Source organism: Kluyvera sp., from assembly GCF_965301105.1.
Genome location: NZ_CBDKZX010000019.1, coordinates 23,813 through 48,886, shown reverse-complemented (window position 1 = coordinate 48,886; position 25,074 = coordinate 23,813). Strand labels below are relative to the sequence as shown.

Sequence of the window (25,074 nt, the reverse complement as noted above, 5' to 3'; positions counted from 1 at the left end):
ATGATGACTCGCTGCAAGCGCGTGATACGCGTTGTTGACTTCACAGGAGATGCCAGTGCGCTGGATACCGTTAATTGCCATATTTCTCTATGTTTACATTGAGATCTCTATTTTTATCCAGGTCGCCCATGTGTTTGGCGTCCTGATGACGTTGATTCTGGTTATTTTTACCTCGGTGATCGGCATGTCGCTGGTCCGTAACCAGGGCTTCAAAAACCTGATGCTGATGCAGGAAAAAATGCAGGCGGGCGAAAGCCCGGCGGCGGAGATGATCAAAAGCGTATCGCTGATCCTCGCGGGCCTTCTGCTGCTTCTGCCGGGCTTCTTTACCGACTTCCTGGGGCTGGTACTGTTGTTGCCGCCGGTGCAGAAGCACTTGACCGTGAAGCTGATGCCGCACCTGCATTTTGGGCGCATGCCGGGTGGCGGTTTTGCCGGTGGCACCAACGGCGGGCAGACCTTTGACGGGGAGTATCAGCGTAAAGACGAGCGCCCTGACCAACTGGACCATAAAGACGATAACCGTCCTTAAGCCATCGTAATGATAAAAGCCGGAGCGCGTTATGCACTCCGGCTTTTTAAGTCTATGCCTCCCTTTTCGGCAGCAGCACCCACAGCGCAGCCAGCATTATCACCGCGTACAGGCTCTTCCACCCCACCATCGCCAGCAGCAGCAGGCACAGCGCCACGCCCATCACCGACAATACCCGGTAACGCCCGCTCAGCAGCTTGCAGCCTGCCAGCATGCACAGCAGATAAATCATGATAAAAATGCCGTTGGCGTAAATGATGAGCGCATCCAGATTGATGTTAAGCCAGTAGCTGGCCAGCGTGCTCACCATGCAGCTGCCAATCACCACGCTTAACGCGTTGCGCGGCACCAGGCCGGGGGAGAGGCGAGCCAGATAGCTCTCTGGCTTATGCTGCGCCTGCGACCACACCAGCCGGGCAAAGCTTTGTATGTAGATGTTGAGGCTGGCGAAGCAGGCGAGGAACCCGACCACGCTTGCCACCCACAGCGCCTGCACACCGAACAGCTGTACCACGATGGTTGGCAATGACGCAGCGGCGGTGTTGGCGGCCCCGTAGGCATGGAAGTGCAGTACCAGCACCGTACAGGCCCAGTAGACAATACCCGCTAGCAGCAGGCCGACGATCAGCGCGCGCGGGAAGTCACGCTCCGGATGACGGAACTCCGAGGCCATATGAGCAAACGCCTCAAGGCCGACAAAGCACCAGAACATGACCGACAGCGCGGCGAATAGCGGCGATATTTCAACATCCGGAAGCGCCGGGAAAGGGATGGCTTTCAATGAGATATCGCCATAGACCCAGATTGCGGCCAGCAGGGCGACAATTAATATCGCAACCAGCGTTTGCAGGTTCGCGCTCGAACTGGCGCCGCGCAGGCCCAGCCACCAGACGAGGCCGAGCGTAGCCATTTCAGCCATCAGCAGTTGCCAGCCGTGCCAGCCAAATAGCGCCTGGGTAAAGCCCGAGGCGATGTGCAGCGCGGCGGGCAGACCGACGGGGATCACCGACAGGAACAACCAGCCGGTGACGCGTGCCAGGCGCGGGCCAAAGGCCATCTCCACAAAGTGCGCGACGCCGCCTGCGCTGGGGAAGTGCCGGCCAAGCAGCGCGAAGACGATCGCCACCGGGAAAACCAGTACGATTAGCGCCGGCCAGGCCCACAGGCTGGTCTCCCCGGCGACGATGGCACCCAGCGCCGGAACGGCGAACACGCCGGTGCCCAGCAGCGACGTCGACAATAGCCCCACTCCCTGAGCGAAACCCAACTCCTGTTTCAGACCTGACATGACTTGTTTCCATACCCTGGCAAAGGGCAAAATTTTAACACATCACCTCTTCTTATGACCCCGCGGCATTGTGCTGTTCTAAGCCGGTATTTCAGCGATTTATCGCGATTCGTATCGGGTACGAAATTTTTTTTAGGGTGACCCCTTGAAGGCCAAAATAACCACCCCCATCTCTCTGGCACTAGCCGGAAAACCGTGTACGGCCCGGCGTCACCCATAACTGATAATGACTTTCTCAAAGGAGAGCTATCAATGAGTATTCGTCCGTTACATGATCGTGTGATCGTCAAACGCAAAGAAGTTGAAACCAAATCTGCTGGCGGCATCGTTCTGACCGGTTCTGCGGCAGCAAAATCAACTCGTGGCGAAATCATCGCTGTCGGTAAGGGCCGCATCCTGGAAAACGGAACCGTGCAGCCGCTGGACGTTAAAGTTGGTGACATCGTGATTTTCAACGATGGCTACGGCGTGAAATCTGAGAAGATCGACAATGAAGAAGTGTTGATCATGTCTGAAAGCGACATCCTGGCAATTGTTGAAGCGTAAGAGCTACGCGCGAACGAATTTGAGGAATAGAAGAAATGGCAGCTAAAGACGTAAAATTTGGTAACGACGCTCGTGTGAAAATGCTGCGCGGCGTTAACGTACTGGCAGACGCAGTTAAAGTGACCCTGGGCCCGAAAGGCCGTAACGTAGTGCTGGACAAATCCTTCGGCGCACCGACCATCACTAAAGATGGCGTATCCGTAGCACGTGAAATCGAGCTGGAAGACAAGTTCGAAAACATGGGCGCGCAGATGGTGAAAGAAGTTGCCTCTAAAGCGAACGACGCTGCAGGCGACGGTACCACCACCGCCACCGTACTGGCGCAGGCTATCATCACCGAAGGCCTGAAAGCTGTTGCTGCGGGCATGAACCCGATGGATCTGAAACGTGGTATCGACAAAGCTGTCGCTGCTGCTGTTGAAGAACTGAAAGCACTGTCCGTACCGTGCTCCGACTCTAAAGCCATTGCTCAGGTTGGTACCATCTCCGCTAACTCCGACGAAACCGTAGGTAAACTGATCGCTGAAGCGATGGACAAAGTCGGTAAAGAAGGCGTGATCACCGTTGAAGACGGTACCGGCCTGGAAGACGAACTGGACGTAGTAGAAGGTATGCAGTTCGACCGTGGCTACCTGTCCCCGTACTTCATCAACAAACCGGAAACCGGTGCTGTTGAGCTGGAAAGCCCGTTCATCCTGCTGGCTGACAAAAAAGTCTCCAACATCCGCGAAATGCTGCCGGTTCTGGAAGCCGTTGCGAAAGCAGGCAAACCGCTGGTTATCATCGCTGAAGACGTTGAAGGCGAAGCGCTGGCTACTCTGGTGGTTAACACCATGCGCGGTATCGTGAAAGTCGCTGCTGTTAAAGCACCGGGCTTCGGCGACCGTCGTAAAGCTATGCTGCAGGACATCGCAACCCTGACCGGCGGTACCGTTATCTCTGAAGAGATCGGTATGGAGCTGGAAAAAGCGACCCTGGAAGACCTGGGTCAGGCGAAACGCGTTGTGATCAACAAAGACACCACCACCATCATCGATGGCGTGGGTGAAGAAGCTGCGATCCAGGGCCGCGTTGCTCAGATCCGCAAACAGATTGAAGAAGCAACTTCTGACTACGACCGTGAAAAACTGCAGGAACGCGTAGCGAAACTGGCAGGCGGCGTTGCAGTTATCAAAGTCGGTGCTGCTACCGAAGTTGAAATGAAAGAGAAAAAAGCACGCGTTGAAGACGCCCTGCACGCGACCCGTGCTGCGGTAGAAGAAGGCGTGGTTGCTGGTGGTGGTGTCGCGCTGGTTCGCGTTGCCGCTAAACTGGCTGGCCTGACTGCTCAGAACGAAGATCAGAACGTCGGTATCAAAGTTGCGCTGCGCGCAATGGAAGCACCGCTGCGTCAGATCGTTTCCAACGCCGGTGAAGAACCGTCTGTTGTGGCGAACAACGTGAAAGCGGGCGAAGGTAACTACGGTTACAACGCAGCTACTGAAGAATACGGCAACATGATCGACTTCGGTATCCTCGACCCAACTAAAGTGACCCGTTCTGCTCTGCAGTACGCAGCTTCCGTTGCTGGCCTGATGATCACCACCGAGTGCATGGTGACCGACCTGCCGAAAGGCGACGCGCCTGATTTAGGTGCTGCTGGCGGTATGGGCGGCATGGGCGGTATGGGCGGCATGATGTAATCGTGCGCTAACCGCTTTAGCGACAAGAAACCCGAGCAGTGATGCTCGGGTTTTTTTATCTCTCGGTTTTGTTACTCAAAGGTGCCTTTCACACAGGCGTGACCGTCTCGGACCATCTGGCGGCCCCTGGCCCATACTTCCCGAATCCGTAAATCTGCTTCCAACACCAGAAAATCCGCGTCACAACCGGGTATAAGCCGGCCTTTATGCGTCAGCCCGAGAAACTCCGCGACGTTGCGGGTCAGCGGCAGCAGCGCCTCTTCCAGCGGCAGATGATGCTGCTGAACCAGCTGTTGCAGCGTCTCCAGCAGCGACTCGAACCCGGCGACGCCAAGGCCGATCAGGTTGCCGTGGCGGTCAAATTCTGGCTGACTGCCGTTGCCGTCGGAGCTTAACGTTAGCCGTGCGAGCGGGACCTGCGCTTCACGGGCCATCACGATGGCGCTTGCCGGATCAATAGGCTCGTTGATGCTGGTGGTGATATCAATATAGCCGCCTTCGCTGGCATAACGTAGCGCCGCCTGGAACAACGCCTGTGCGCGATTGACGTGGGTAGGCAGTAGTTTGGTGATCGGTACGTCGGCTGTGCGCAATATTTCATATAGTGGTTCCAGCAGGCGGGGGCTATTGCCGAGGTGGAACACGGAGATGCCTGCTTTCGCCCCAAGCAGCCCGCCTACGCGAGACTGTGCTGCCATATTGGCAAGCTGATGGGTATCGGGCGCTGAGGAACGGTGATCGGAGATGGCGCATTTCACGCCGATGATTTTATCAATCAGCGCGACGTCTTTTTGCACGCTATCGGTAATGGTTGGCGAAGGCAATCCGTAAGCGCCGGTGAGCATCCAGGCGCTGATTCCTTCGAACTCCAGGGCGCGTGTTTTTGCCAGCAATGACTCCGGATGACGTGTTGTTCCATCGGTGCCGAGCAGGCCAACGACGGCGGTGACTCCGGCCTCAACCAGTTTTGACAACCTGACCTCCGGCGTCCGGGTGTGTGGGCCCGCTTCTCCGCCGCCGCCAATCAGATGGACGTGCTGATCGATAAATCCTGGACAGACGATAGCCCCGTTGAGATCGCTGACCGGGCATGCTTCGGGGACGCTTTCGCTGTTTGCGTTGGTGATGGCGACAATTTTTCCCCCAGCGACCAGCAGATCGCAGATACCCCGATCGTCAGGGGCATAGAGATGCGCATTGCGAAATAAGCGGGGTTCCAGTAATGAAAAGTTCATGGTTTTCCCTTAGAAAAGAAGCTGCATCACCCACATAGAGAGCAGGGCGTTGATGACGCAGATGGCAATAATATGCGGATAGTATTTAGGGTTAACGCCGGCGGTGCCAAGACAGCGGCCAGTATTTTGCACCGGGTTGCCCATCAGGTAGATGGCGGGCAGCAGGACGGTAGCATCGTGACCACTGAGCGTACCGGCCGCCACCAGGCTGGCGCAGACGCCTACGCCGCCGCCCATACTCATTACCGACGCCAGTAGAACGGTCGCAGCTTCGCCGGGAAGCCCCCACAGCGCCATAATCGGCTCACACACTTTGCCGACAATATCCAGTAACCCGGTGACCTTCAGCGCCTGAATAATGACAAACGCCATCACGACGTTGGGTAGCAGGCTGGTGGTGGCGATGGTAAAACCGCGGCGGGCACCGTCGATAAACATATCCATCACATTCTTACGCGGCTGGGCGATCATTTTTATCCTCCTGGTTGTGACGGTTTTCCATTTGCGCGATCCATAGACGTAAGAAATTAGCGCCGATGAACTTAAACACCAGAATCACGGCTAGCGGTGTGATGACAGGAACGGTCACCACCGTAAACAGGGCGGCGCCGGAGGAGAAATAGTTAGTGATGATGGCGCTACCGCTGGTCTGGAAAGTGGCGAAAATCGCCCGCTCCCGATCGCTGATGGCCCCTTCATCGGTGAGCTCTTTGGTCATGCCCGCCGCGGCGTCGGTATTTTGCAGGTTGGCGATCAGTGCCAGCGAACAAATGCCCGGAATGCCTAATAGCGGTCGCAGTATCGGCGTCATTAGCTGCTGCGCGGCGCGCAGCCCGCCAAGCCCTTCGGTTACCGCGATGATGCCAAGCGATAAAATCACCGAGGGCGCCAGCTCCAGCGCGAATAAAAAGCCATCTTTGGCTCCAGTGCCGCCGATGCCGCGGAACGACAGCGCGTTTTGCCCTTCGGCGTTAACCTGGCCAAAACTGCCGTTCAGTACGGTAAAATCAAACACCCGCCACCACTCTGTGCTTTTGGCGAAAAAACCGGAGAAGAAAATAATGGTCAGAAAAAAAGCCAGATAACCCACCCATGTGACGTTCCTCTCTCCTGAGGATGTTTTACTCATATCGTCTCCTTTTTGATTGTGCTGTGTAGCGAACAAAAGTTGTACGCCAGCAACACTAAAGACGATTGAGTGTGAAAAGACGATATCCCGGGGAGTAATATCAGAATTTGTTTAGGGGGATGAGGCGAATGATGTGCAATATCGGTAGCAGAAATGAGCGGGGGTTTTTCTTTTGGTCATCTTTTTAGTATAAGGTTTACACACGGACGACATGCGTCCAGCTCATTGATTGTGGGGAATAACATGCAGGTAAAATTTTTAGCAGGGATTGTCGGCGCGGCATTGCTGTTAGCGGGCTGTAGCTCTACCACCGAGCTGACCTCAGCCGGCCAGAGCGTGCGCTTTGTCGAAGATAAGCCGGGGGCAGAATGCCAGCTGCTGGGTACTGCTAACGGCGCGCAGAGCAACTGGCTTTCCGGCCAGCAGGGCGCAGAAGGCGGTTCAATGCGCGGGGCGGCAAACGCGCTGCGCAACCATGCGGCCGAAATGGGCGGCAACGTGATTTACGGTGTCAGCAGCCCGACGCAAGGCATGCTCTCCAGCTTTGTTCCTACCGACAGCGAAATGAACGGCCAGGTTTATAAGTGCCCGAACTGATGCGCTGTACACCCTCTCTTAGTCACTAAGAGAGGGTTGGCTCCATCCTCTTACCGCTGGCGCAGCTGCAAATCCAGCGGCGTTTTGCTTGGCTCACCGCCAATTTCACGTGCCAGCTTCGGCACCATATAGCCGGAGACCAGCGTTAACAGCTCCCGCATAATCTCTCGTGCTTCGTCATCGCTGACGAGGAAATGCGCCGCGCCCTGCACTTTATCCAACACGTGCAGGTAATAGGGCATCACGCCGGCGTCAAACAGCGCGTTACTGAGATTTGCCAGCGTTTGAGCGTTATCGTTCACGCCACGCAGCAGTACGCTCTGGTTAAGCAGCGTGACGCCGATACGGCGCAGGCGCGACATGGCGGCGCGGAACTCAGCGTCGATTTCATTGGCGTGATTGATATGATTCACCAGCAAGATCTGCAATGACGAGCGTGCAAAACGTTCGACCAGCGCGTCGGTAATGCGCGCCGGGATGACGATTGGCAGCCGGCTGTGAATGCGCAGACGCTTAATATGCGGGATCGCCTCTAAGTGAGTGAGCAGCCAGTCCAGCTCGTGGTCCTTCGCCATCAGCGGGTCGCCGCCGGAGAAGATGATTTCGTCGAGCTCAGGATGCGCGCTCACGTAGTCCAGCGCCGCCTGCCAGTTACGCTTATTGCCCTGGTTTTCGGCATACGGGAAGTGGCGACGGAAACAATAGCGACAATTTACCGCACAGCCGCCTTTCACCAGCAGCAGGGCGCGGTTGTGGTACTTGTGCAGCAAACCGGGTACCACGCTGTGCTGTTCTTCCAGCGGATCGGTGGAGAATCCCGGCGCGGTAACAAACTCTTCTTGTGCAGTAAGTACCTGACGTAAAAGAGGATCGTTCGGGTTGCCTTTCTCCATGCGTGCGACGAACGCACGCGGGACGCGCAGGGCGAAAAGACGCTTAGCCTCACGGCCAGCAAGCAAATTTTCATCGGCGTCTATATTCAAAAGACGGAATAGTTCATCCGGATCGGTGAGAACATCGGCAAGTTGCATCAACCAATCTTCTCTGGATGGGGTATTTAGGGTTACAATATGCGCCATTTTGTGGCTTAGCTACCAGTTAAACAATTTCAGAGGGCCTTATGGCGACTTACTATAGCAACGATTTTCGTGCTGGTCTTAAAATCATGATGGACGGCGAACCGTACGCGGTTGAAGCCAGCGAATTCGTTAAACCAGGTAAAGGTCAGGCGTTCGCGCGCGTTAAGCTGCGTCGTCTGCTGACCGGCACCCGCGTAGAGAAAACCTTCAAATCTACCGATTCCGCAGAAGGCGCGGACGTTGTCGATATGAACCTGACTTACCTGTACAACGACGGTGAGTTCTGGCACTTCATGAACAACGAAACCTTCGAACAGCTGTCCGCTGACGCGAAAGCGATCGGTGACAACGCGAAGTGGCTGCTGGACCAGGCTGAGTGCATCGTGACCCTGTGGAACGGCCAGCCGATCGCAGTGACCCCGCCGAACTTCGTAGAACTGGAAATCGTTGAAACCGATCCAGGTCTGAAAGGCGACACCGCAGGTACTGGCGGCAAGCCGGCTACCCTGTCTACTGGCGCAGTGGTTAAAGTTCCGCTGTTCGTCCAGATTGGCGAAGTGATCAAAGTGGATACCCGCTCCGGCGAATACGTATCCCGCGTGAAGTAATTCATGCTTTGATCCGTTCGGCGCAGCAGCCCTGCTGCGCCAGCCATTCCCCTTATCGTTTTGCCGCTTCGTCTTAGTCTGAAAAAAATCGCTCAAATCCAACATGCTGGGTGAAGTTGTCTATGCTTATGAAGCAAGATAACGAAAACTGGCTATTAAGGATGACATTATGGTGAAAAAAGCGATTGCAGCATTTTTTACGGTTCTGGTTCTTTCCTCTGCCCTGACCGCCTGTAATACGACACGAGGCATTGGTGAAGATATTTCAGACGGTGGTAGCGCGATTTCTGGGGCAGCAACCAAGGCGCAGCAATAAATCCATAGTGACGGTACAACACGCTGTTGTACCGTCGTTTTTCGTGTCCTATACTGCCCGTGTTTTTGCTAACACCTTGCGGGACGACCTGTAAGCGTATCTCTCATCCGGGGACGGCCCCATCGTTATGGAGCCAAACATGTCCTGGTTAATTCTCTTTATTGCCGGCCTTCTTGAAGTGGTCTGGGCCGTTGGCCTGAAATACACCCACGGTTTTAGCCGTCTGGTGCCGAGCGTTATTACCATCGTGGCGATGATCGTTAGTATGGCGCTGCTGTCGTGGGCGATGAAAAGCCTGCCAGTGGGCACGGCCTATGCGGTCTGGACGGGAATTGGCGCAGTAGGCGCAGCGATTACCGGTATTCTGCTGCTGGGCGAGTCCGCCAGCCCGATGCGTATCGCCAGCCTGGCGCTGATTGTCGTGGGGATTATTGGCTTAAAGATAAGCGCACATTAAGGTTTTGGCGGCCATCGTAGCCGCCATCCGGCAATTCGCCTGATGGCGCTGCGCTTATCCGGCCTACAGGCCTGGCGCAGCGCTCACTGCGTTAGATAAACAGCACGCCGACCAGCGTTACCACCGTCAGAATGGCTGCCAGACCGTAGAACACCCATTTGCCGTTAGGCACGTGGATTTTCAGGTCGTGCATCGCGTGGTGAATACGGTGTAAACCGCACCACAGCGGCAGGACGATCATCAGGAAGATAAACGCGCGGCCAATCAGGCTCTGAGCGAAGCCCAGTACGCGTTCGTAGCTGAACGCGTCGCCGGAGGCCATCAGCGGCAACAGGATGCCGACCAACAGCACCATCACCGGCGCGATGATTGCGCTCCACATGCCGCCCGCGCCGAACAGGCCCCAGAATACCGGCTCATCGGAACGTTTTGGATTAGGGTTAATCATGCCAGTCTCCTTACCAGAACAGGGCGATAAACAGAATCACCACGCTGACCACCGCGGTCACCACCCAAAGCCCTTTGATGATTGGCTCCGGCCCCATTTTTTCGCTTTTCACGATGATATTGGCGGCTTTCGGCGCCAGTTCGAACCAGGTTTTGGTGTGCAGTAGCGCGGCGGCCAGGGTAATCAGGTTCAACACCACGACGATCGGGTTTTGCAGAAAACCGACGTAACCTGCCCAGCTTTCCGCGCCGTGCTTCAGTGCAAACAGGCCGTAGATCAGCACGATGCTGAACCACACCGTTGGCACCGCCGTGCCTTCACGCAGCATATAGAAGCGATAAAACGGCAGCTTTTTCCACCAGGTGGACGGCATTGGCCGTACATAGGGTTTGCGTTTAGTCGTCATCATGCACTCCTTAGCGTGGTTTCAGGGTAGCGATAAGAAAGTCTTTCGAGCTTTCCACTTTTCCCTGCTGAATAGCGGCGGCCGGGTCGACGTGTTTCGGACACACTTCGGAGCAGTAGCCGACAAAGGTACAAGTCCACACGCCATTCTGGCTGTTCAACTGTGCCATACGCTCCTTCTTACCGTGGTCGCGACTGTCTTCGTTGTAGCGATGCGCCAGGGTAATCGCCGCCGGGCCGATGAACTCAGGGTTCAGGCCAAACTGCGGGCAGGCGGCGTAACACAGACCGCAGTTGATGCAGCCGGAGAACTGATGGTATTTCGCCATCTGCGCCGGGGTTTGCTTATTGGGACCCTGCTCCGGCGTGCGCGGGTTGCCGATAATATACGGCTTGATGGCCTCCAGGCTCTCGATAAAGTGGGTCATATCGACCACCAGATCGCGCTCAATCGGGAAGTTGGCCAGCGCTTCTACCTTCATGCCTTTCGGGTATTCGCGCAGGAACGTCTTACAGGCGAGTTTCGGAACCTTGTTGACCATCATGCCGCAGGAGCCGCAGATTGCCATGCGGCAGGACCAGCGATAGCTCAGGTCAGGCGCGAGGTTATCTTTGATGTAGCCCAGCGCGTCAAGCAGTGAGGTTTGCTCATCGTAAGGCACTTCATAGAAGGCGCTGTGCGGCGCGCTGTCCACTTCCGGGTTGTAGCGCACGATTTCAATTTTTAAATTCTGCATCTCAGCCATTCGCCGTCTCCTTCTTCTCGGCCGCTTCAGCTTCCGCGCCGTACACGCGTTTTGCCGGTGGCAGGGTCGTTATCTTCACATCGCTGTAGTCGAGGCGGGTGGTGCCATCGGCGTCGCGGAAGGCGAGGGTATGCTTGAGGAAATTGACGTCATCACGTTCGGTGCAGCCTTCATCCAGACGCTGGTGCGCGCCGCGCGACTCTTTACGCGCCATGGCCGAGTGCGCCATACATTCTGCGACGTTCAGACCGTGGCCCAGCTCAATGGTGTAGAGCAGGTCGGTGTTGAAGACGCTGGAGGTGTCGGTAATGCGTACGCGTTTGAAGCGCTCCTGCAGTTCAGCCAGTTTATCGATGGTTTTCTGCATCAGCTCTGGCGTACGATAGATACCGCAGCCTTCTTCCATCGACAGGCCCATTTCATCGCGGATTTTCGACCAGTTTTCGTTGCCTTCCTGGTTCACCAGCGCTTTCAGACGGTTTTCGATGTCGCTGACCTGCGCGTCCAGCGCGCTGCCATTGGCTTCACCGGCTGTGGCCGCGCGGGCCATTGCCTGTTCGCCGGCCATGCGGCCAAAGACCACCAGTTCCGCCAGCGAGTTGGAACCGAGGCGGTTAGCGCCGTGCAGGCCCACGGAGGAACATTCGCCGACGGCAAACAGCCCTTTAATGCGGGTTTCGCACTGCTGGTCGGTTTCGATGCCGCCCATGGTGTAGTGTGCGGTCGGGCGCACCGGAATCGGCTCTTTCACCGGATCGACGCCCACGTAGGCTTTCGCCAGCTCGCAGATAAACGGCAGACGCTCCAGCAGCTTTTTCTCGCCGAGGTGGCGCAGGTCGAGGTAGACCACGTCGCCGCGCGGCGTCGGAATGGTGTTGCCTTTGCGCCATTCGTGCCAGAAGGCCTGGGAGACTTTGTCGCGCGGGCCCAGCTCCATATATTTGTTCTTCGGCTCGCCGAGCGGGGTTTCCGGGCCCATGCCGTAGTCCTGCAGATAGCGGTAGCCGTTTTTGTTGACCAGAATACCGCCTTCACCGCGGCAGCCTTCAGTCATCAGAATGCCGGAACCCGGCAGACCCGTCGGGTGATACTGAACGAATTCCATGTCGCGCAGCGGGACGCCGTGGCTTAACGCCATACCCATGCCGTCGCCGGTAACGATGCCGCCGTTGGTGTTATAGCGATACACGCGGCCCGCGCCGCCGGTCGCCATGACCACCGCGTTGGCGCGAATCTGCACCAGCGTGCCTTCCATCATGTTCATCGCCACCAGGCCACGGGCCTGACCGTCGTCGACCAGAATGTCGAGGACGAAGTGTTCATCAAAACGCTGGATTTGCGGGAACTGTAAGGAGGTCTGGAACAGGGTGTGCAGCATGTGGAAGCCGGTTTTATCGGCGGCGAACCAGGTGCGTTCAATCTTCATTCCGCCGAAGCGACGGACGTTAACGCTGCCATCAGGACGGCGGCTCCACGGGCAACCCCACTGTTCTAGCTGGGTCATTTCGGTTGGGCAGTGATGGACGAAGTAATCGACAACGTCCTGTTCGCAAAGCCAGTCGCCGCCGGCGACGGTGTCGTGAAAATGGTACTCGAAGCTATCATGGTCCTGTGCGACGGCGGCGGAACCGCCTTCTGCGGCCACGGTGTGGCTGCGCATAGGATAAACTTTTGAGATCAAAGCAATTTTGGCTTGCGGGTTGGCCTGAGCGGCTGCGATGGCAGCACGTAGTCCCGCTCCGCCTGCGCCTATAATGGCAAGATCGGCTTGAAAGGTTTGCACGACATTCCTCCAGATTATTGTTATTTCACAACACGCTACGTGGGGGGATATCACGTGGCCTGCGCAAAAACGTTTCCACTGCTCCTTTATGGGTAAAGCAGTATACCCGCCGGGTTGATGGGGAAATTTGATGTGTTCGATTTTTTTGTCGTTATGTGCGCTTTATTTATCACTGTAGCTGATGAATTACGTTCTGGAATTACCTAAGGAAATCTTCTGTTCTGCCCTGCGAGAAATTACTGAGCAATATTTGTGTCATGTGCCGCTTGCGGGTAGACTTCGTGCCCTTGTCTGAAATCGGAGAAAAAACCATGAGCGAGACGGCAACCTGGCAGCCGAGCGCATCCATCCCTAACCTGTTAAAACGCGCGGCGTTGATGGCGGAAATCCGTCGCTTCTTTGCTGACCGCGGCGTACTGGAGGTGGAGACGCCATGCATGAGCCAGGCGACGGTGACTGACGTACATCTGGTCCCGTTTGAGACGCGTTTCGTCGGTCCGGGTCATTCCCAGGGGATGAACCTTTATCTGATGACCAGCCCGGAGTACCACATGAAGCGCCTGTTGGCAGCGGGATGTGGCCCGGTATTTCAGCTGTGCAGAAGTTTTCGTAACGAAGAGATGGGCCGTCACCATAACCCGGAATTCACCATGCTGGAGTGGTATCGCCCGCACTTCGATATGTATCGCCTGATCAACGAAGTGGACGATCTGCTGCAGCAGGTGCTGGAGTGTCAACCGGCGGAAAGTCTTTCTTATCAGCAGGCGTTCCAGCGCCACCTGGAAATTGACCCGCTGTCGGCCGATAAAACCTTGCTGCGCGAAGTGGCGGCGAAGCTCGATCTCAGCAACGTCGCAGATAACGAAGAAGATCGCGATACGTTACTGCAACTGCTGTTTGCCTTCGGCGTTGAACCGCACATTGGTAAAGATCGCCCGACGTTCGTTTATCACTTCCCGGCAAGCCAGGCATCGCTGGCGCAGATTAGCGCTGAAGATCACCGCGTCGCTGAGCGCTTCGAGGTGTACTTTAAAGGGATGGAGCTGGCGAATGGTTTCCACGAGCTGACCGACGCGCGCGAACAGCAGCAGCGTTTCGAGCAGGATAACCGCAAACGCGCCGCGCGTGGTCTGCCGCAGCAGCCGATCGATCAAAACCTGCTGGACGCGCTGGCAGCCGGTCTGCCGGACTGCTCTGGCGTAGCGTTGGGCGTCGATCGCCTGATTATGCTGGCGCTGGGTGTCGAGACCTTGTCTGAGGTGCTGGCGTTTAGCGTGGATCGGGCATAAGTTCGATAACGTTCTCTTTCACAAAATAAAATGGCGCTTTATGCGCCATTTTCTAGTCATATCATCCCTAAATCCCTTTTATGGTCACAAGAAAGTTCTGGTTATTTGCTATCATCCGGCCAGCACATTCTCGCGTCGATTCCCCACTGCCTTGTTTCTGACAAGTTTGCAGCGCGTAGCCCTGTCGACGTGTAAAAAAACGATCCAGAGTTAAGGGAGGGTCAAATGACCCCATCAATAAAAAAGATGAGCCTGATCGGTCTCATCCTAATGATATTTACGTCTGTTTTTGGTTTTGCCAATAGTCCATCCGCGTTTTACCTGATGGGATATAGCGCCATCACCTGGTATATATTTTCAGCATTATTATTTTTTATTCCATTTGCCTTAATGATGGCTGAGATGGGATCGGCCTACCGCAAAGAAGAGGGCGGGATCTATTCCTGGATGAATAACAGCGTAGGCCCACGCTATGCGTTTATTGGCACCTTTATGTGGTTCTCGTCTTACGTTATCTGGATGGTCAGCACTTCCGCGAAAGTGTGGGTGCCGTTTTCAACGTTTCTGTTTGGTTCGGATATGACCCAGCACTGGGGCGTTGCGGGGCTGCAATCGACCCAGGTCGTGGGCCTGCTGGCTGTCATCTGGATGGTACTGGTCACCACCGTGGCGGCGAAAGGGATTAATAAAATCGCCCGTATTACCGCCGTCGGCGGTATCGCCGTGATGTGTCTTAATTTAGTTTTATTGTTAGTCAGTATTGCGATTTTGTTATTAAACGGCGGTCACTTTGCCCAGCCGATTAATTTCACCGCTTCACCAAACCCAGGTTATCAATCTGGCCTGGCGGTATTATCGTTTGTGGTCTTCGCCATCTTTGCCTACGGCGGTATTGAAGCGGTGGGCGGTCTGGTGGATAAAACCGATAAGCCGGAAAAGAACTTCGCCAAAGGGATTGTATTCGCTGCAATTGTTATTTCTATCGGTTATTCACTGGCGATTTTCCTGTGGGGCGTGAGCACTAACTGGCAGCAAATTCTCAGCGACCGTTCGGTTAACCTTGGCAATATTACCTACGTGCTGATGACCAGCCTCGGTTCCACATTGGGCAACGCGCTGCACCTGTCGCCGGAAGCGGCGGCAAGTGTCGGCGTGTGGTTTGCGCGTATTACCGGGTTGTCGATGTTCCTCGCCTATACTGGCGCATTCTTTACCCTCAGCTATTCGCCGCTGAAGGCGATTATTCAGGGCACGCCGAAGGCGCTGTGGCCCGCTTCCATGACGCGGCTGAATGAAAACGGCATGCCGTCGACGGCAATGTGGATGCAGTGCGTGCTGGTGAGTCTGTTTATCCTGCTGGTGTCGTTTGGCGGCGATACCGCATCGGCGTTCTACAACAAACTGACGCTGATGGCGAACGTGTCGATGACTTTGCCGTACCTGTTCCTCGCGCTGGCCTTCCCGTTCTTTAAAGCGCAAACGGGCCTTGAACGCCCATTCGTGATTTTCAAAACCAAAATATCGACCGTGCTGGCGACGAGTGTGGTGGTGCTGGTGGTGACGTTTGCCAACATCTTTACCGTTATTCAGCCGGTGATTGAGGCGGGAGACTGGAGCAGCGCGCTGTGGATGATCGGCGGGCCAATCTTCTTCTCGCTGCTGGCGATGGCGATTTATGAAAACTATCATCGCCGCGTCAACGTTCAGCCGAGTCTGGCGACGGAATAGTGCCCGATGGCGCTACGCTTATCGGGCCTACGATGCAATGGTAGGCCGGGTAAGCGCAGCGCCACCCGGCAGTTTGTTAACGCCTAATCTCAAAAATCGCCGCCGAACGTGGCGGCATCGTGACCGTTAATACGTCATTGTCCCAGGCCGTTGCGTGTTGCACGGTGGATGGATATCCCTGAACTATCTTACCTTTCAGCCCGGTCAGTGGGAGTTCACAGCTCGCCTGATCGCCTTCGCGTCGCCACACCGCCAGCCACACTTTTCCATCCTCGGCCTGCATCCCCAGCGCTACCCACTCGTCGGTGAAGCTCGATAGCCCCAGCGGCCAGAACGGCAGCGCCGTTTTTAGCTGCTGGCGTAGGGTCTTGTAGTAGCGAATCGCATCCTGTACCTGACGGAATCCTTGCCCGGACAGCTCCGCCAGATGGCCGCTCTGGTGTATGCGCAGCAGCATCGCCGACACCTGGTTAAAGATCACCGCCTGCTCATCATCGTCGCGTAGCGGATAGGACCAGATGGCGGCCTGTTCAGGTGTCACCGCCGTTGGCGCGTTGGCGGCAATGGTGGCGTACTTGAGATAATCTTCCTGATCGCTGGTGGACTGAATCGAGCAGCGGCTCAGCATCGCGTAGTCCATGCGCAGACCGCCGCTGCCACAGTTTTCAATAATCAGCTGCGGATAGCGGGCGAAGACCGCATCGAGCCACGCCAGATACGCGCGGTTGTGTTTAAGCAGGCCGTCACCGGCGCTGTCGGCGTGTTGCTCGGTACCGATCCCCGGTTCGATGTTGTAATCCATTTTGATGTAGCCCACGCCGTATTCGGTGACCAGACGGTCAATAACCTCGTCGGCGTGGCGCAGTACCGCCGGACTGGTGAAGTCCAGCTGGTAGCGGCTGCGGTCAAACACTCTCTTACCGTGGCGCATAAAGAACCAGCTGTCGTCGGTTTCCGCCAGCTTCGGCGACTTCACGCCCATCACCTCCAGCTCCAGCCACAGGCCGGGGATCAATCCCTTCTCGCGGATGTAGCCAATCACGTACTGAATGCCTTCCGGGAAACGCTCGGCGCTCGGTTGCCACTGACCCACGCCGTTCCACCATTCGCCTTTGTCATACCAGCCGCAGTCGATGCAGAAGTATTCCGCGCCCGCCTCGGCGGCGGCATCGATAAGCGGCAGCAATTTCGCGGTGGTGGGGTCGCCGAACAGGCAGTTCATATAGTCGTTAAAGATGACGCCCAGCCGTTGGTTATCGTCGTTAACGCGACGGGTGCGGCGGCGGTACTGCGTGAGGGTCGCGATGGCGTCGGTAAAGCCCGATTTTGTCACGCCAACCGCCACCGGCACCGAGCTGAACTCATCGCCCGGCTGTAGGTGTTTAAACCAGTGATGGTAAAACTCGTTCGGTCCGCCGATTTGCAGGTACAGATGGTTGGCCTGATCGCCAATCTCCCAGTGCCAGGAGCCGTTGTGCTCAATCTGCCAGAACAGGCCTGCGCCAGTGTGTTTATCTTCCAGATAGCCCATCGGCAGGTACTCTTTGCTCGACCACGCTCCGGTGTTGGTGTAGTGCAACGGCTTGGATGAGCGCTGCAGTCCCTTCTGGATGCATGGCATAAAGCCCAGTTCGTCGAAGGTATATTGCCGCCACTGTAGCTCGCGGGTCCAGCTGTTGTGGGGAATGTGCAGGCTAAAATTGTCGCCCCAGTTTTTGGCGCTCTCTTTCTCGATGCCGTTAATCACAAAGCTGGAGAGGTACTCAACCGTAAACGGCGCATTGCCCTGGTTGCGGATGACGCTCCAGCTTCGCAGCAGTGAGAGCCGGGTATAAAACTGATAGTGTACTTCTACCTCGGCGGCGGTATTCCTATCGAACAGCGTAAATACCAGCTTGCGGCCATCGGCGTTGCGGGTATCTTGATGCTGGCGATAGCGAAGCGTATAGCCAGGCGCGGTGGCGGTGAAGCCCGCGCCGTGGCGCTCCAGCGGCTTATCAAGGCCGGAGATGTTTACCTCCACCAGGTTAAAACGCGACAGTTCATCGGCGTTGTGTCCGAGGGTTTCAGCATCGAACGGTAGGGCGGAAAAGTGCAGCAGGCGCGCCCGATCTTGTAAATCAAAGACCATGGTGATGCCGTTTTCAATCACGGTAAATAAGGCTGACATAGCGACTCCTGAATGACAGAGTTAAGCCGCAGGCGCGGGTTGCAGCACCCGGTTGCCTGAAAGCGTAAAGACGGAAATAACGGTGAAGCACAGGGCGATGGCGCCAAGGATGGTGTAGGACTCTTTAAAACCCATCACGTCGTACATGTTGCCGATGGCAGTGCTCATAAAAATCTGGCTGAACTGTTTGGCGAACTGGAAGCCAATCAGGTAGACGGTGGCGGAGAGCCGCCAGTCGAAGTTGGCAGAGATGTATTTCAGCGTGGCGATAATCAGAATTGAGCTTTCAAAGCCGTGCAGCAGCTTCATGGTGGATATCAGGATCGGGCCAGTGGCCATCGCGCTGCCGATAATGCGGAACGCCATGATAAAGCCGCAGTAGAGCAGGGCGTTCTTCGGCCCGATGCGGTTGACGATCGCCGGGGCGAAGAACATGGTTAACGCGTCGAGGAAGATTTGCACCGTGTAGAGGTAGCCAAACACTTCCGCGCCGCGTTCACGGGTTTCGAAGAAGCTGCTGTAGTAAACGGCAAACTGCTGGTCGTAGGTTTCATATACCGCGCCGACGCCCACCATGTAGAGTACCAGGAACCAGAAGCGGCGGGTTTTCAGCAGGGCGAACACGTCGCCGCGATCGATCTTCAGACGCTGTGGATGCAGCGCGTCCATACTGCCCTGCTGGCCAGGACGGAAGAAGCACAGTAGTACCGCCAGCACCAGGCCCGCGCAGCTGGCCATGATAAAGATATAATCGGGATTGATGGCAAACAGCTTGCCGGAGATAAACGTTCCGACCGCCGCGCCGATGCCGCCCCACATTCTGGCGCGGCCAAATTCGAAGCCTTCGAGGCGCGAGACTTTATCGATCCACGCTTCGCAAATCCCGCAGCCGCAACCAAACGCCAGGCCGATAAACGCGCCGCCCGCCAGGGCCCCGGCGATGATGTTGATTTTCAGCAGCGGCGCGAAAACGAAGATCCACCACGGAGCGAAGGCGATCATCAGACCGGCCAGCATCCACATCAGATGCTTACGGAAATTGAGCTTGTCGGCCAGTATGCCGAAAACCGGCTGGAAGACCACGGCCACGATGGCGATGCAGGTATACACCATGCCGACTTCCGTGGAATCGATGCCGATTTTTTCCGTGAGCCACAGCGACAGCCAGGGGAAGCAGGCCCCCCAGCAGATGAAGAAAAAGAGAAACCAGATGCTGGAGAGCAGGTAGTTCTCTTGCTTAACACCCTTTGCCAGTAACATATAAAACCTCATTTTTAGTAAACAAGATGCTGTTACTTTAAAAATTAACCCGTGCTCAGGGAAAGAAAGCCGTTGGCGAAGCGTGAATACGATCATGTTTAGCCGCGATCTGAGCAATATTTTTCATGCAGATAGCGGCATTATCCATACATGGCAGCGCGTTGCCGTGGGGGGCTGGAAATTGGTCGTTGCGGTGAAAAGCGCATAAAACTATAGTGAACAAAAATTTGTTTCTTTTTGGGAGTATCATGACGAAGCCGGTCAGGATCAGAAGTATTGCCGAGGCGTGCGGGCTTTCCGTTGCTGCAGTGTCCCGGGCGCTAAAAGGGCAGCCGGGGCTTAAAGAGGAGACCCGCCAGCGGGTGATGGCGGTGGCGCAGGAGATGGGGTATGACTTTTCTCGTCTGCGCGGCGATAAGGTAAAACGCGTGCTGTTTTTGCTCCATCGTCAGCATGATATCGCCCGCGCGCTGCCGTTTTACTCGCTGCTGCTGCTGGGCGTGGAAGATCACTGCCGCGAAAAAGGGATCGCGATGAGCTTTCTGTCGATCGGCCCCGGCGATAACGTTGAGGAGCAGATCGCGCTACATCATCCCGACGCGCTGATCTGCGCAGGTTACTTTGAAAGCACGCTGATTATGGCCGTACAGAAAACCCAACTGCCGATGGTGCTGGTTGATCTGTGGGCGCCGGGCTTGCCGTGCGTTAACGTCGATAATCAGCGTGGTGGTTATCTGGCGACGCGTCACCTGATAGACACGGGCCGCAGGAGGATTGCTTTCCTCGCCAGCACGGCCACGCACTACAGTATTCGCCAGCGTGAGAAGGGTTACCGTCAGGCGCTGTACGAGTCGCAAATGATAATGCCGCCGGAGTATGAAGTGATCGCCTCGCCGCTGGTGGATACCAGCCAGTCGCTGATCGCGGCGATGAACGAGCTACTGTCGCTGACGGAGCCGCCGGACGCCATTTTTGCCTACAACGACGTGACAGCGATTGCCGCGATGAATATCTGCGAACAGCGCGGGTTCCGTGTACCGCAGGATATTGCGATTGTCGGCTTTGACGATATTGAGCCCGCCGCCTGGAGCCGTCCGGCGCTAACTACCATCGCGGTAGATAAACATCAGTTGGGCTACCGGGCGGTAGGGCTGCTGTTGGAAGAGGCCACGGCGGCAGATGAGATGCTACCGGTGACGCTGGTGGTGAGAGGCAGCACAGGAAAAGTCAGGAAGAGCACTCAATAAACAATCAGCATCTAACGGTGCTGGGGAGAGGTATTCTGGCACAGAGCTAAACCCTCACCCCAGCCCTCTCCCTTTGCAAGGGAGAGGGTGCGCACCGAGCCCCTTTGTTACAGGCTGCCTGGCGTGCGGCTGGCGCGGCCCGTTGAGGTCAGCGTAGTGGCGGATTTCTTACCGTTCAAACTTTCCAGACGCATCTGGAACGGTGGGAACGGCATATCAATACCGTGCTCGCGGAAGCCCGCCAGAATCAGCTGGTGCAGCTCGTGGCGCAGCGGCATACGGTGGCCCATCTCGGCGGCGTAGATACGCAGCTCGAAAATCTGAATCCCCTGCTGTAAATCCACAAGGAACGCTTCCGGCGCAGGTGTGTCAATCACCAGCGAGCAGCGGTGCGCGGCGGTTAACAGGATTTGCGCCACCTCTTCGCTGTTGGCATCCGACGGGGCCGGAATACTCAGCACCACGCGGGTCACCGAATCCGACAGCGACCAGTTGATGAACTGCTCGGTGATAAAGGCCTTGTTCGGCACGATAATCTCTTTGCGGTCCCAGTCGCTGATGGTGGTGGCGCGGGTGTTGATTTTGGTCACGCTGCCGGTCAGGTCGCGAATGGTGACCGTATCGCCAATACGAATCGGCTTCTCAAACAGGATGATCAGGCCGGAGATAAAGTTGGCGAAAATCTCCTGTAATCCAAAGCCGAGACCGACACCGAGCGCGGCGACCAGCCACTGCAGCTTCGACCACTCAATGCCAATCATCGAGAACCCAACCAGCCCGCCTATCAGCAGCAGCAGATATTTGGTGATGGTGGTAATGGCATAGCCGGTGCCCGGTGTCAGCGACAGGTGCTGCAGAATCGCCAGTTCCAGCAGCGCGGGGAGGTTACGCACCAGTTGGGTGGTGATAATCAGCACCAGAATGGCGATGAGCACGGCGCCGAGGGTAATCGGTTCAATGCTCTCCACGCCCTGCACCGTTGAGGTCACGTCCCACAGCGAAATGTTTTCGAGGAAGCCAAACGCCGAGTGGATTTCCGACCAAAGGATGATCACCGACACCAGCGCGATCAGCATCAGAATGGAGCGTACCAGACGCAGCGACTGCTCGCTGATGGTATCGAGGTTCACTTCGCTCACCTCCTGCTCGGCAGACCCTTCCAGGCTGGTGGCATGCGTTTCTTCCTCGCCGCGGGCGCGGTGCGCCAGCATTTCGGCACGCTTGTGTTTAGCGCGGTCAAAGGCCAGACGGCGGCGTTGGATCAGCATCCAGCGGCGGATGACGTGGTAAATCACCAGCAGCAGGAACCAGATGGCTACCGAGGTCTCCAGGCGCGCCAGCAGAGCCTGCGCGGTGGCGAGGTAGCCCACGGCGGCGGCGAAAATGGCGATCAGCGGCGCGCCGGTCATCAGGTTCCACAGCAGCAGGTTGATGCGGTTTTCACCGTTGCCTTCTTTGTCGAGATAGAGCGGAATTCCGGCGCGCTTCAGGCTGAGCGTGACCACCGCTAGCGCGCCGCAGATCAGGATAAAGCACAGCCTACCGAGCGATGCGGAGAACTCACGGTCGTTGAGATTATCGAACATGATCAGCGCCATAATCAGCGGCACGATAAGCCCGATGCTCATCAGGTAATAGCGCATGGCGCGCGCCACGCGGAGCTGCGGCCAGCCAAAGTGAACAATAAACAGGCCGTTGGTACGGGCGAAGGCGGCGCAAATCATCACCACCCACAGGAGCGGCACGGTGGCGGTGACGCCGTCGCCTATCGCCACGGCAAGCGGGTAGGGCCACGCCTCCTGCAGACCATAGCCCAGCGTTGCCCACAGCACCGGCAGCGGCGATGCCACCAGAATCGACCAGAACACCGTGCGCATGGTCAGCCAGAAGTGGTCCTGGGTGACTTTGCCGACGCGGGCGCTGGAACGCTCCAGGAAGCGCGTGAAGTGTTTACGGGAGCTGATGCTGAAGCCCACCAACAGCAGCGCTCCGAAGAGCGGGAACAGCGTCTGACGGCTGGTGAGCATCATCATGGTGGCCTTGCCGAGCTGGCTGAAGGTGTCGAGCGAAATCAGCCGGCGCAGGTCCTGCACAATTTCAATCGGCCAACTGAAGTCGATAGGCCGCACGTCGGAGGTCCAGAACAGATAGCGGTGAGTGGCTTCATTCACCTCTTTGAGCGCGTCTTCCAGCTGGCTGTTGGAGACTTTCAGTTTCGTCAGTTCAAGAATCAACGTGTCGCCGCCCTGCAGCAGCGAGTTCAGCAACTCGCGCTGGGTGCGCAGCTGGGCTTCCAGAATGCGATTTTCTTCGCTGGTCAACGGCTGGCCGTCAGCCTGGCGAATTTGTCGCAGCTGCGGCTGCTTATTGAGCAGATCTTCATAACGTAAACGGTGAACGCGCAGCTGCGCCATTTCGGTATCGAGCTGCTGCGGCTTCGGCATCTCCGGCAGACGTGCAACCTGCGCGCGCAGGGCTTCGCCCAGCAGATTGGAGGAACCGAGCCATTGCGACTGTTCGCGCAGGGTGTTCAGCGCCTGGCGTACCTGCAGCGTCTGGTTAGCCGCCTGCCGCTGCTGGGAAGCGACCAGATCCATGCGCTGCGCCTGCTGGTTTAACGCCTGGGAAAGCTCACGGTTGATTCTGAACTGTTCCACGATACTAGCCGGCAGGTTTTCGCTGTTTTCCGCCAGCAATTCGGTGCTTTCCAGCGCGCGTTCCGCTTCGCGCTGGCGCTGACTGTTAAGCTGATTGCGTAAAGCCTGCAGGTAGGCGTCGAGCTGTTCGCCCTGCTTTTGCGCCAGCTCTGAGCGCATGCGCGCCAGTTCCTGGCGGTTATTGGCGGAAAGCTGCGCCAGCTCCAGCTCATCAACCAGCGCCTTCAGCTTGCTGGCATCGGCCTGCAGGCTCAGATTTTGTGCCTGCGCCAGCGGCGTATTGCCGGTCTGGGTGCCGATGCGGCGTTCAACGTCGTTGAGTTGGCGGCGGGCGTCGGTCTGCTGCTGCGGTAACTGGTTGAGGGAGTCGGCAATATCGCGGGCGCGTTCCTGCTCCTGCTGAGCCTGGCGACTTTTTTCCAGCAGCTGGCTGCTGACCTGCAAAATCTCCTGGTTCAGCGCGTCGGTGGTCATGCCGTCCGGCACCTGACGTGGTTCATCACGCAGATTGTTGAGCTGATTACGCAGCGTCTGGGAGAGTTTGGGGAAGTTGTCGATAACCTGCTGGTACTGCGCGGCACGTTCGAGCGAGCCTTTCTGCTCCTCCAGCGCGGTGAGGGCGCTTTGCAGCGCCTCGACGGTATCAGGCTGAGCGGGCTTCGCCGCTTTCGCCTGTTCTAATTCCTGGGCAATTTGCCGGGCGTTGGGGGCGGTCGCTGCGAACGCCCCCTGGCTGAGGCACCAGGCCATCAGTAAAGTGATAATCAGGCGCACGTCAGACCCTTATTTGGTTATTAGCTTTTTTCTTGCGTGTCGTCAGCCTGTGGGGCGACGTCCTGCTCTACCACGGTTTCTGCAACAGCTTCAACAACTGCTTCCGGTTCGGCTACCGCTTCGGTAGAGACGGCCAGCGGCTCGCCCAGACGGGTGACGGAGAGGTTTTGCAGATGCTCAACCAGCGTCACTTTGCCCGGCGCAAACAGGTTGATGACCGTTGAGCCCAGCTTAAAGCGGCCCATTTCCTGGCCCTTCAGCAGCGCAACGGAGCCTTCCTGATCGCCCGCCGGGTAGGTCCAGCGTTTGATGATGCCTTCGCGCGGCGGGGTGACGGTGCCGGCCCACACGGTTTCGATGCTGCCTACGATGGTCGCACCCACCAGAATCTGCGCCATTGGGCCGAATTCGGTGTCGAACAGGCAGATAACGCGTTCGTTACGAGCAAACAGGTTCGGTACGTTCTGCGCGGTCAGGTGGTTGACGGAGAACAGATCGCCCGGCACGTAGATCATTTCGCGCAGGATACCGTTGCACGGCATGTGGACGCGGTGATAGTCGCGCGGCGACAGATAGGTGGTGGCGAAGGTGCCGTTGCGGAACAGGTCGGCCATGATGTAGTTGCCGGCCAGCAACGCTTCCAGCGAATAGTTGTGGCCCTTCGCCTGCAAAATTTTGTCGTCTTCAATGGCGCCAAGCTGGCTGATCGCGCCGTCGGCGGGCATCACCAGTACGCTTGGGTCGGTGTTGACCGTGCGGACGTCTTCACGCAGCGGACGAACGAAGAAATCGTTAAAGGTGCGGTAGCTGGCGGTATCCGGCTTCTGCGCCTCTTTCATATCGACCTTGTAGAACTTCACGAACAGATCGATAACCAGTTTGGTCAGCCATCCCGCTCGTTTGCTCGCACCCCAGCCTGCGAGACGCGTAAGCCACAGTTTAGGCAGAATGTATTGCAGTGAAAGTTTAAACGAGTTTAACAAGGTAGCCTCCAGGCCATTATGTGTCGATCCTGATCCAACGCCAGGCGTCGGATCTTTAAAGAAAAGCGGCCGATTCTAGCGAGAGTTGACGCAAATGTCAGTCGGCAAAATCATA

At 56.7% G+C, this 25,074-nt stretch carries 23 protein-coding genes; 10 read left to right on the top strand and 13 right to left on the bottom strand.

Annotated features, from left to right (window positions below):
- Positions 1-55 precede the first annotated feature (55 nt).
- Positions 56-532, top strand: coding sequence for an FxsA family protein (locus tag ACW14G_RS09825; RefSeq protein WP_064546798.1), 477 nt, complete (start codon positions 56-58; stop codon positions 530-532).
- Positions 533-584: 52 nt separating this feature from the next.
- On the opposite strand, the gene yjeH is transcribed toward ACW14G_RS09825, so the two are convergent.
- Positions 585-1,820: an L-methionine/branched-chain amino acid transporter gene (yjeH, locus tag ACW14G_RS09820; RefSeq protein WP_249022437.1), complete on the bottom strand. Its 1,236-nt coding sequence runs from the start codon at positions 1,818-1,820 to the stop codon at positions 585-587.
- 252 nt (positions 1,821-2,072) lie between these two features.
- Between yjeH and ACW14G_RS09815 the strand changes: the two genes are divergently transcribed.
- Together ACW14G_RS09815 and groL are read left to right on the top strand one after the other, a co-directional pair.
- On the top strand, positions 2,073-2,366 hold the full coding sequence (locus ACW14G_RS09815; protein ID WP_003855929.1) for a co-chaperone GroES: 294 nt from the start codon (positions 2,073-2,075) through the stop codon (positions 2,364-2,366).
- Between the two features lie 35 nt (positions 2,367-2,401).
- Complete coding sequence (gene groL, locus ACW14G_RS09810) at positions 2,402-4,048, top strand: chaperonin GroEL (protein WP_455648572.1); 1,647 nt, start codon at positions 2,402-2,404, stop codon at positions 4,046-4,048.
- 71 nt (positions 4,049-4,119) lie between these two features.
- Here the strand turns inward: groL and iadA are convergent, their stop codons facing one another.
- Genes iadA through ACW14G_RS09795 form a run of 3 tightly spaced genes read right to left on the bottom strand, consistent with a single transcriptional unit; the run spans position 4,120 to position 6,412 of the window.
- Positions 4,120-5,283: a beta-aspartyl-peptidase gene (gene iadA / locus ACW14G_RS09805; RefSeq protein ID WP_249022436.1), complete on the bottom strand. Its 1,164-nt coding sequence runs from the start codon at positions 5,281-5,283 to the stop codon at positions 4,120-4,122.
- A gap of 9 nt (positions 5,284-5,292) precedes the next feature.
- Complete coding sequence (locus ACW14G_RS09800; protein WP_163447346.1) at positions 5,293-5,754, bottom strand: YjiG family protein; 462 nt, start codon at positions 5,752-5,754, stop codon at positions 5,293-5,295.
- Positions 5,735-6,412, bottom strand: a complete 678-nt coding sequence (locus tag ACW14G_RS09795; RefSeq protein ID WP_163447347.1) for a nucleoside recognition domain-containing protein — start codon at positions 6,410-6,412, stop codon at positions 5,735-5,737. Before ACW14G_RS09795 ends, ACW14G_RS09800 begins: the two co-directional genes overlap by 20 nt.
- 243 nt (positions 6,413-6,655) lie before the next feature.
- Between ACW14G_RS09795 and ACW14G_RS09790 the strand changes: the two genes are divergently transcribed.
- On the top strand, positions 6,656-7,009 hold the full coding sequence (locus ACW14G_RS09790; RefSeq protein WP_163447348.1) for a DUF4156 domain-containing protein: 354 nt from the start codon (positions 6,656-6,658) through the stop codon (positions 7,007-7,009).
- Between the two features lie 50 nt (positions 7,010-7,059).
- Here the strand turns inward: ACW14G_RS09790 and epmB are convergent, their stop codons facing one another.
- Complete coding sequence (epmB, locus tag ACW14G_RS09785; RefSeq protein WP_167577073.1) at positions 7,060-8,088, bottom strand: EF-P beta-lysylation protein EpmB; 1,029 nt, start codon at positions 8,086-8,088, stop codon at positions 7,060-7,062.
- Between the two features lie 41 nt (positions 8,089-8,129).
- Between epmB and efp the strand changes: the two genes are divergently transcribed.
- From efp to sugE, 3 genes are all read left to right on the top strand, one after another.
- The gene (gene efp / locus ACW14G_RS09780; RefSeq protein WP_003855940.1) at positions 8,130-8,696 is read left to right on the top strand and encodes an elongation factor P; all 567 of its coding nucleotides are present in this window, start codon (positions 8,130-8,132) and stop codon (positions 8,694-8,696) included.
- 169 nt (positions 8,697-8,865) lie between these two features.
- The gene (ecnB, locus tag ACW14G_RS09775) at positions 8,866-9,012 is read left to right on the top strand and encodes a lipoprotein toxin entericidin B (RefSeq protein ID WP_035894229.1); all 147 of its coding nucleotides are present in this window, start codon (positions 8,866-8,868) and stop codon (positions 9,010-9,012) included.
- 139 nt (positions 9,013-9,151) lie between these two features.
- On the top strand, positions 9,152-9,469 hold the full coding sequence (gene sugE, locus ACW14G_RS09770; RefSeq protein WP_163447351.1) for a quaternary ammonium compound efflux SMR transporter SugE: 318 nt from the start codon (positions 9,152-9,154) through the stop codon (positions 9,467-9,469).
- Positions 9,470-9,560: 91 nt separating this feature from the next.
- Here sugE and frdD read toward each other — a convergent pair whose 3' ends face one another.
- Genes frdD through frdA form a run of 4 tightly spaced genes read right to left on the bottom strand, consistent with a single transcriptional unit; the run spans position 9,561 to position 12,851 of the window.
- A complete protein-coding gene (gene frdD, locus ACW14G_RS09765; protein WP_064546815.1) occupies positions 9,561-9,917 on the bottom strand; it encodes a fumarate reductase subunit FrdD in 357 nt (118 codons plus the stop codon).
- Positions 9,918-9,927: 10 nt separating this feature from the next.
- Positions 9,928-10,323, bottom strand: a complete 396-nt coding sequence (frdC, locus tag ACW14G_RS09760; RefSeq protein ID WP_064546818.1) for a fumarate reductase subunit FrdC — start codon at positions 10,321-10,323, stop codon at positions 9,928-9,930.
- A gap of 10 nt (positions 10,324-10,333) precedes the next feature.
- Positions 10,334-11,068 (bottom strand): succinate dehydrogenase/fumarate reductase iron-sulfur subunit, encoded by a 735-nt coding sequence (locus ACW14G_RS09755; protein WP_167577071.1) that lies wholly within the window; start codon positions 11,066-11,068, stop codon positions 10,334-10,336.
- Positions 11,061-12,851 carry a fumarate reductase (quinol) flavoprotein subunit gene (gene frdA, locus ACW14G_RS09750; protein WP_163447353.1) on the bottom strand — a complete coding sequence of 597 codons (1,791 nt, stop codon included), beginning with the start codon at positions 12,849-12,851 and terminating at the stop codon, positions 11,061-11,063. The genes ACW14G_RS09755 and frdA overlap by 8 nt, the downstream gene beginning before the upstream one ends.
- Before the next feature lie 311 nt (positions 12,852-13,162).
- Here frdA and epmA point away from each other — a divergent pair, with 311 nt between their 5' ends.
- Positions 13,163-14,140, top strand: coding sequence for an elongation factor P--(R)-beta-lysine ligase (gene epmA / locus ACW14G_RS09745; protein WP_065356629.1), 978 nt, complete (start codon positions 13,163-13,165; stop codon positions 14,138-14,140).
- A 225-nt stretch (positions 14,141-14,365) separates the two neighbouring features.
- Positions 14,366-15,868 (top strand): glutamate/gamma-aminobutyrate family transporter YjeM, encoded by a 1,503-nt coding sequence (gene yjeM / locus ACW14G_RS09740; RefSeq protein ID WP_249022435.1) that lies wholly within the window; start codon positions 14,366-14,368, stop codon positions 15,866-15,868.
- 76 nt (positions 15,869-15,944) lie between these two features.
- Here the strand turns inward: yjeM and ACW14G_RS09735 are convergent, their stop codons facing one another.
- Positions 15,945-18,038: a glycoside hydrolase family 36 protein gene (locus ACW14G_RS09735; protein ID WP_249022434.1), complete on the bottom strand. Its 2,094-nt coding sequence runs from the start codon at positions 18,036-18,038 to the stop codon at positions 15,945-15,947.
- A 21-nt stretch (positions 18,039-18,059) separates the two neighbouring features.
- Complete coding sequence (locus ACW14G_RS09730; RefSeq protein ID WP_249022433.1) at positions 18,060-19,298, bottom strand: oligosaccharide MFS transporter; 1,239 nt, start codon at positions 19,296-19,298, stop codon at positions 18,060-18,062.
- 248 nt (positions 19,299-19,546) lie between these two features.
- On the opposite strand from ACW14G_RS09730, the gene ACW14G_RS09725 reads away from it, so the two are divergent.
- Complete coding sequence (locus tag ACW14G_RS09725) at positions 19,547-20,545, top strand: LacI family DNA-binding transcriptional regulator (RefSeq protein ID WP_167577067.1); 999 nt, start codon at positions 19,547-19,549, stop codon at positions 20,543-20,545.
- Positions 20,546-20,652: 107 nt separating this feature from the next.
- Here ACW14G_RS09725 and mscM read toward each other — a convergent pair whose 3' ends face one another.
- Positions 20,653-23,976, bottom strand: coding sequence for a miniconductance mechanosensitive channel MscM (mscM, locus tag ACW14G_RS09720; protein WP_163447358.1), 3,324 nt, complete (start codon positions 23,974-23,976; stop codon positions 20,653-20,655).
- 20 nt (positions 23,977-23,996) lie between these two features.
- Positions 23,997-24,959 carry an archaetidylserine decarboxylase gene (asd, locus tag ACW14G_RS09715; protein WP_167577065.1) on the bottom strand — a complete coding sequence of 321 codons (963 nt, stop codon included), beginning with the start codon at positions 24,957-24,959 and terminating at the stop codon, positions 23,997-23,999.
- Between the last annotated feature and the right edge of the window lie 115 nt (positions 24,960-25,074).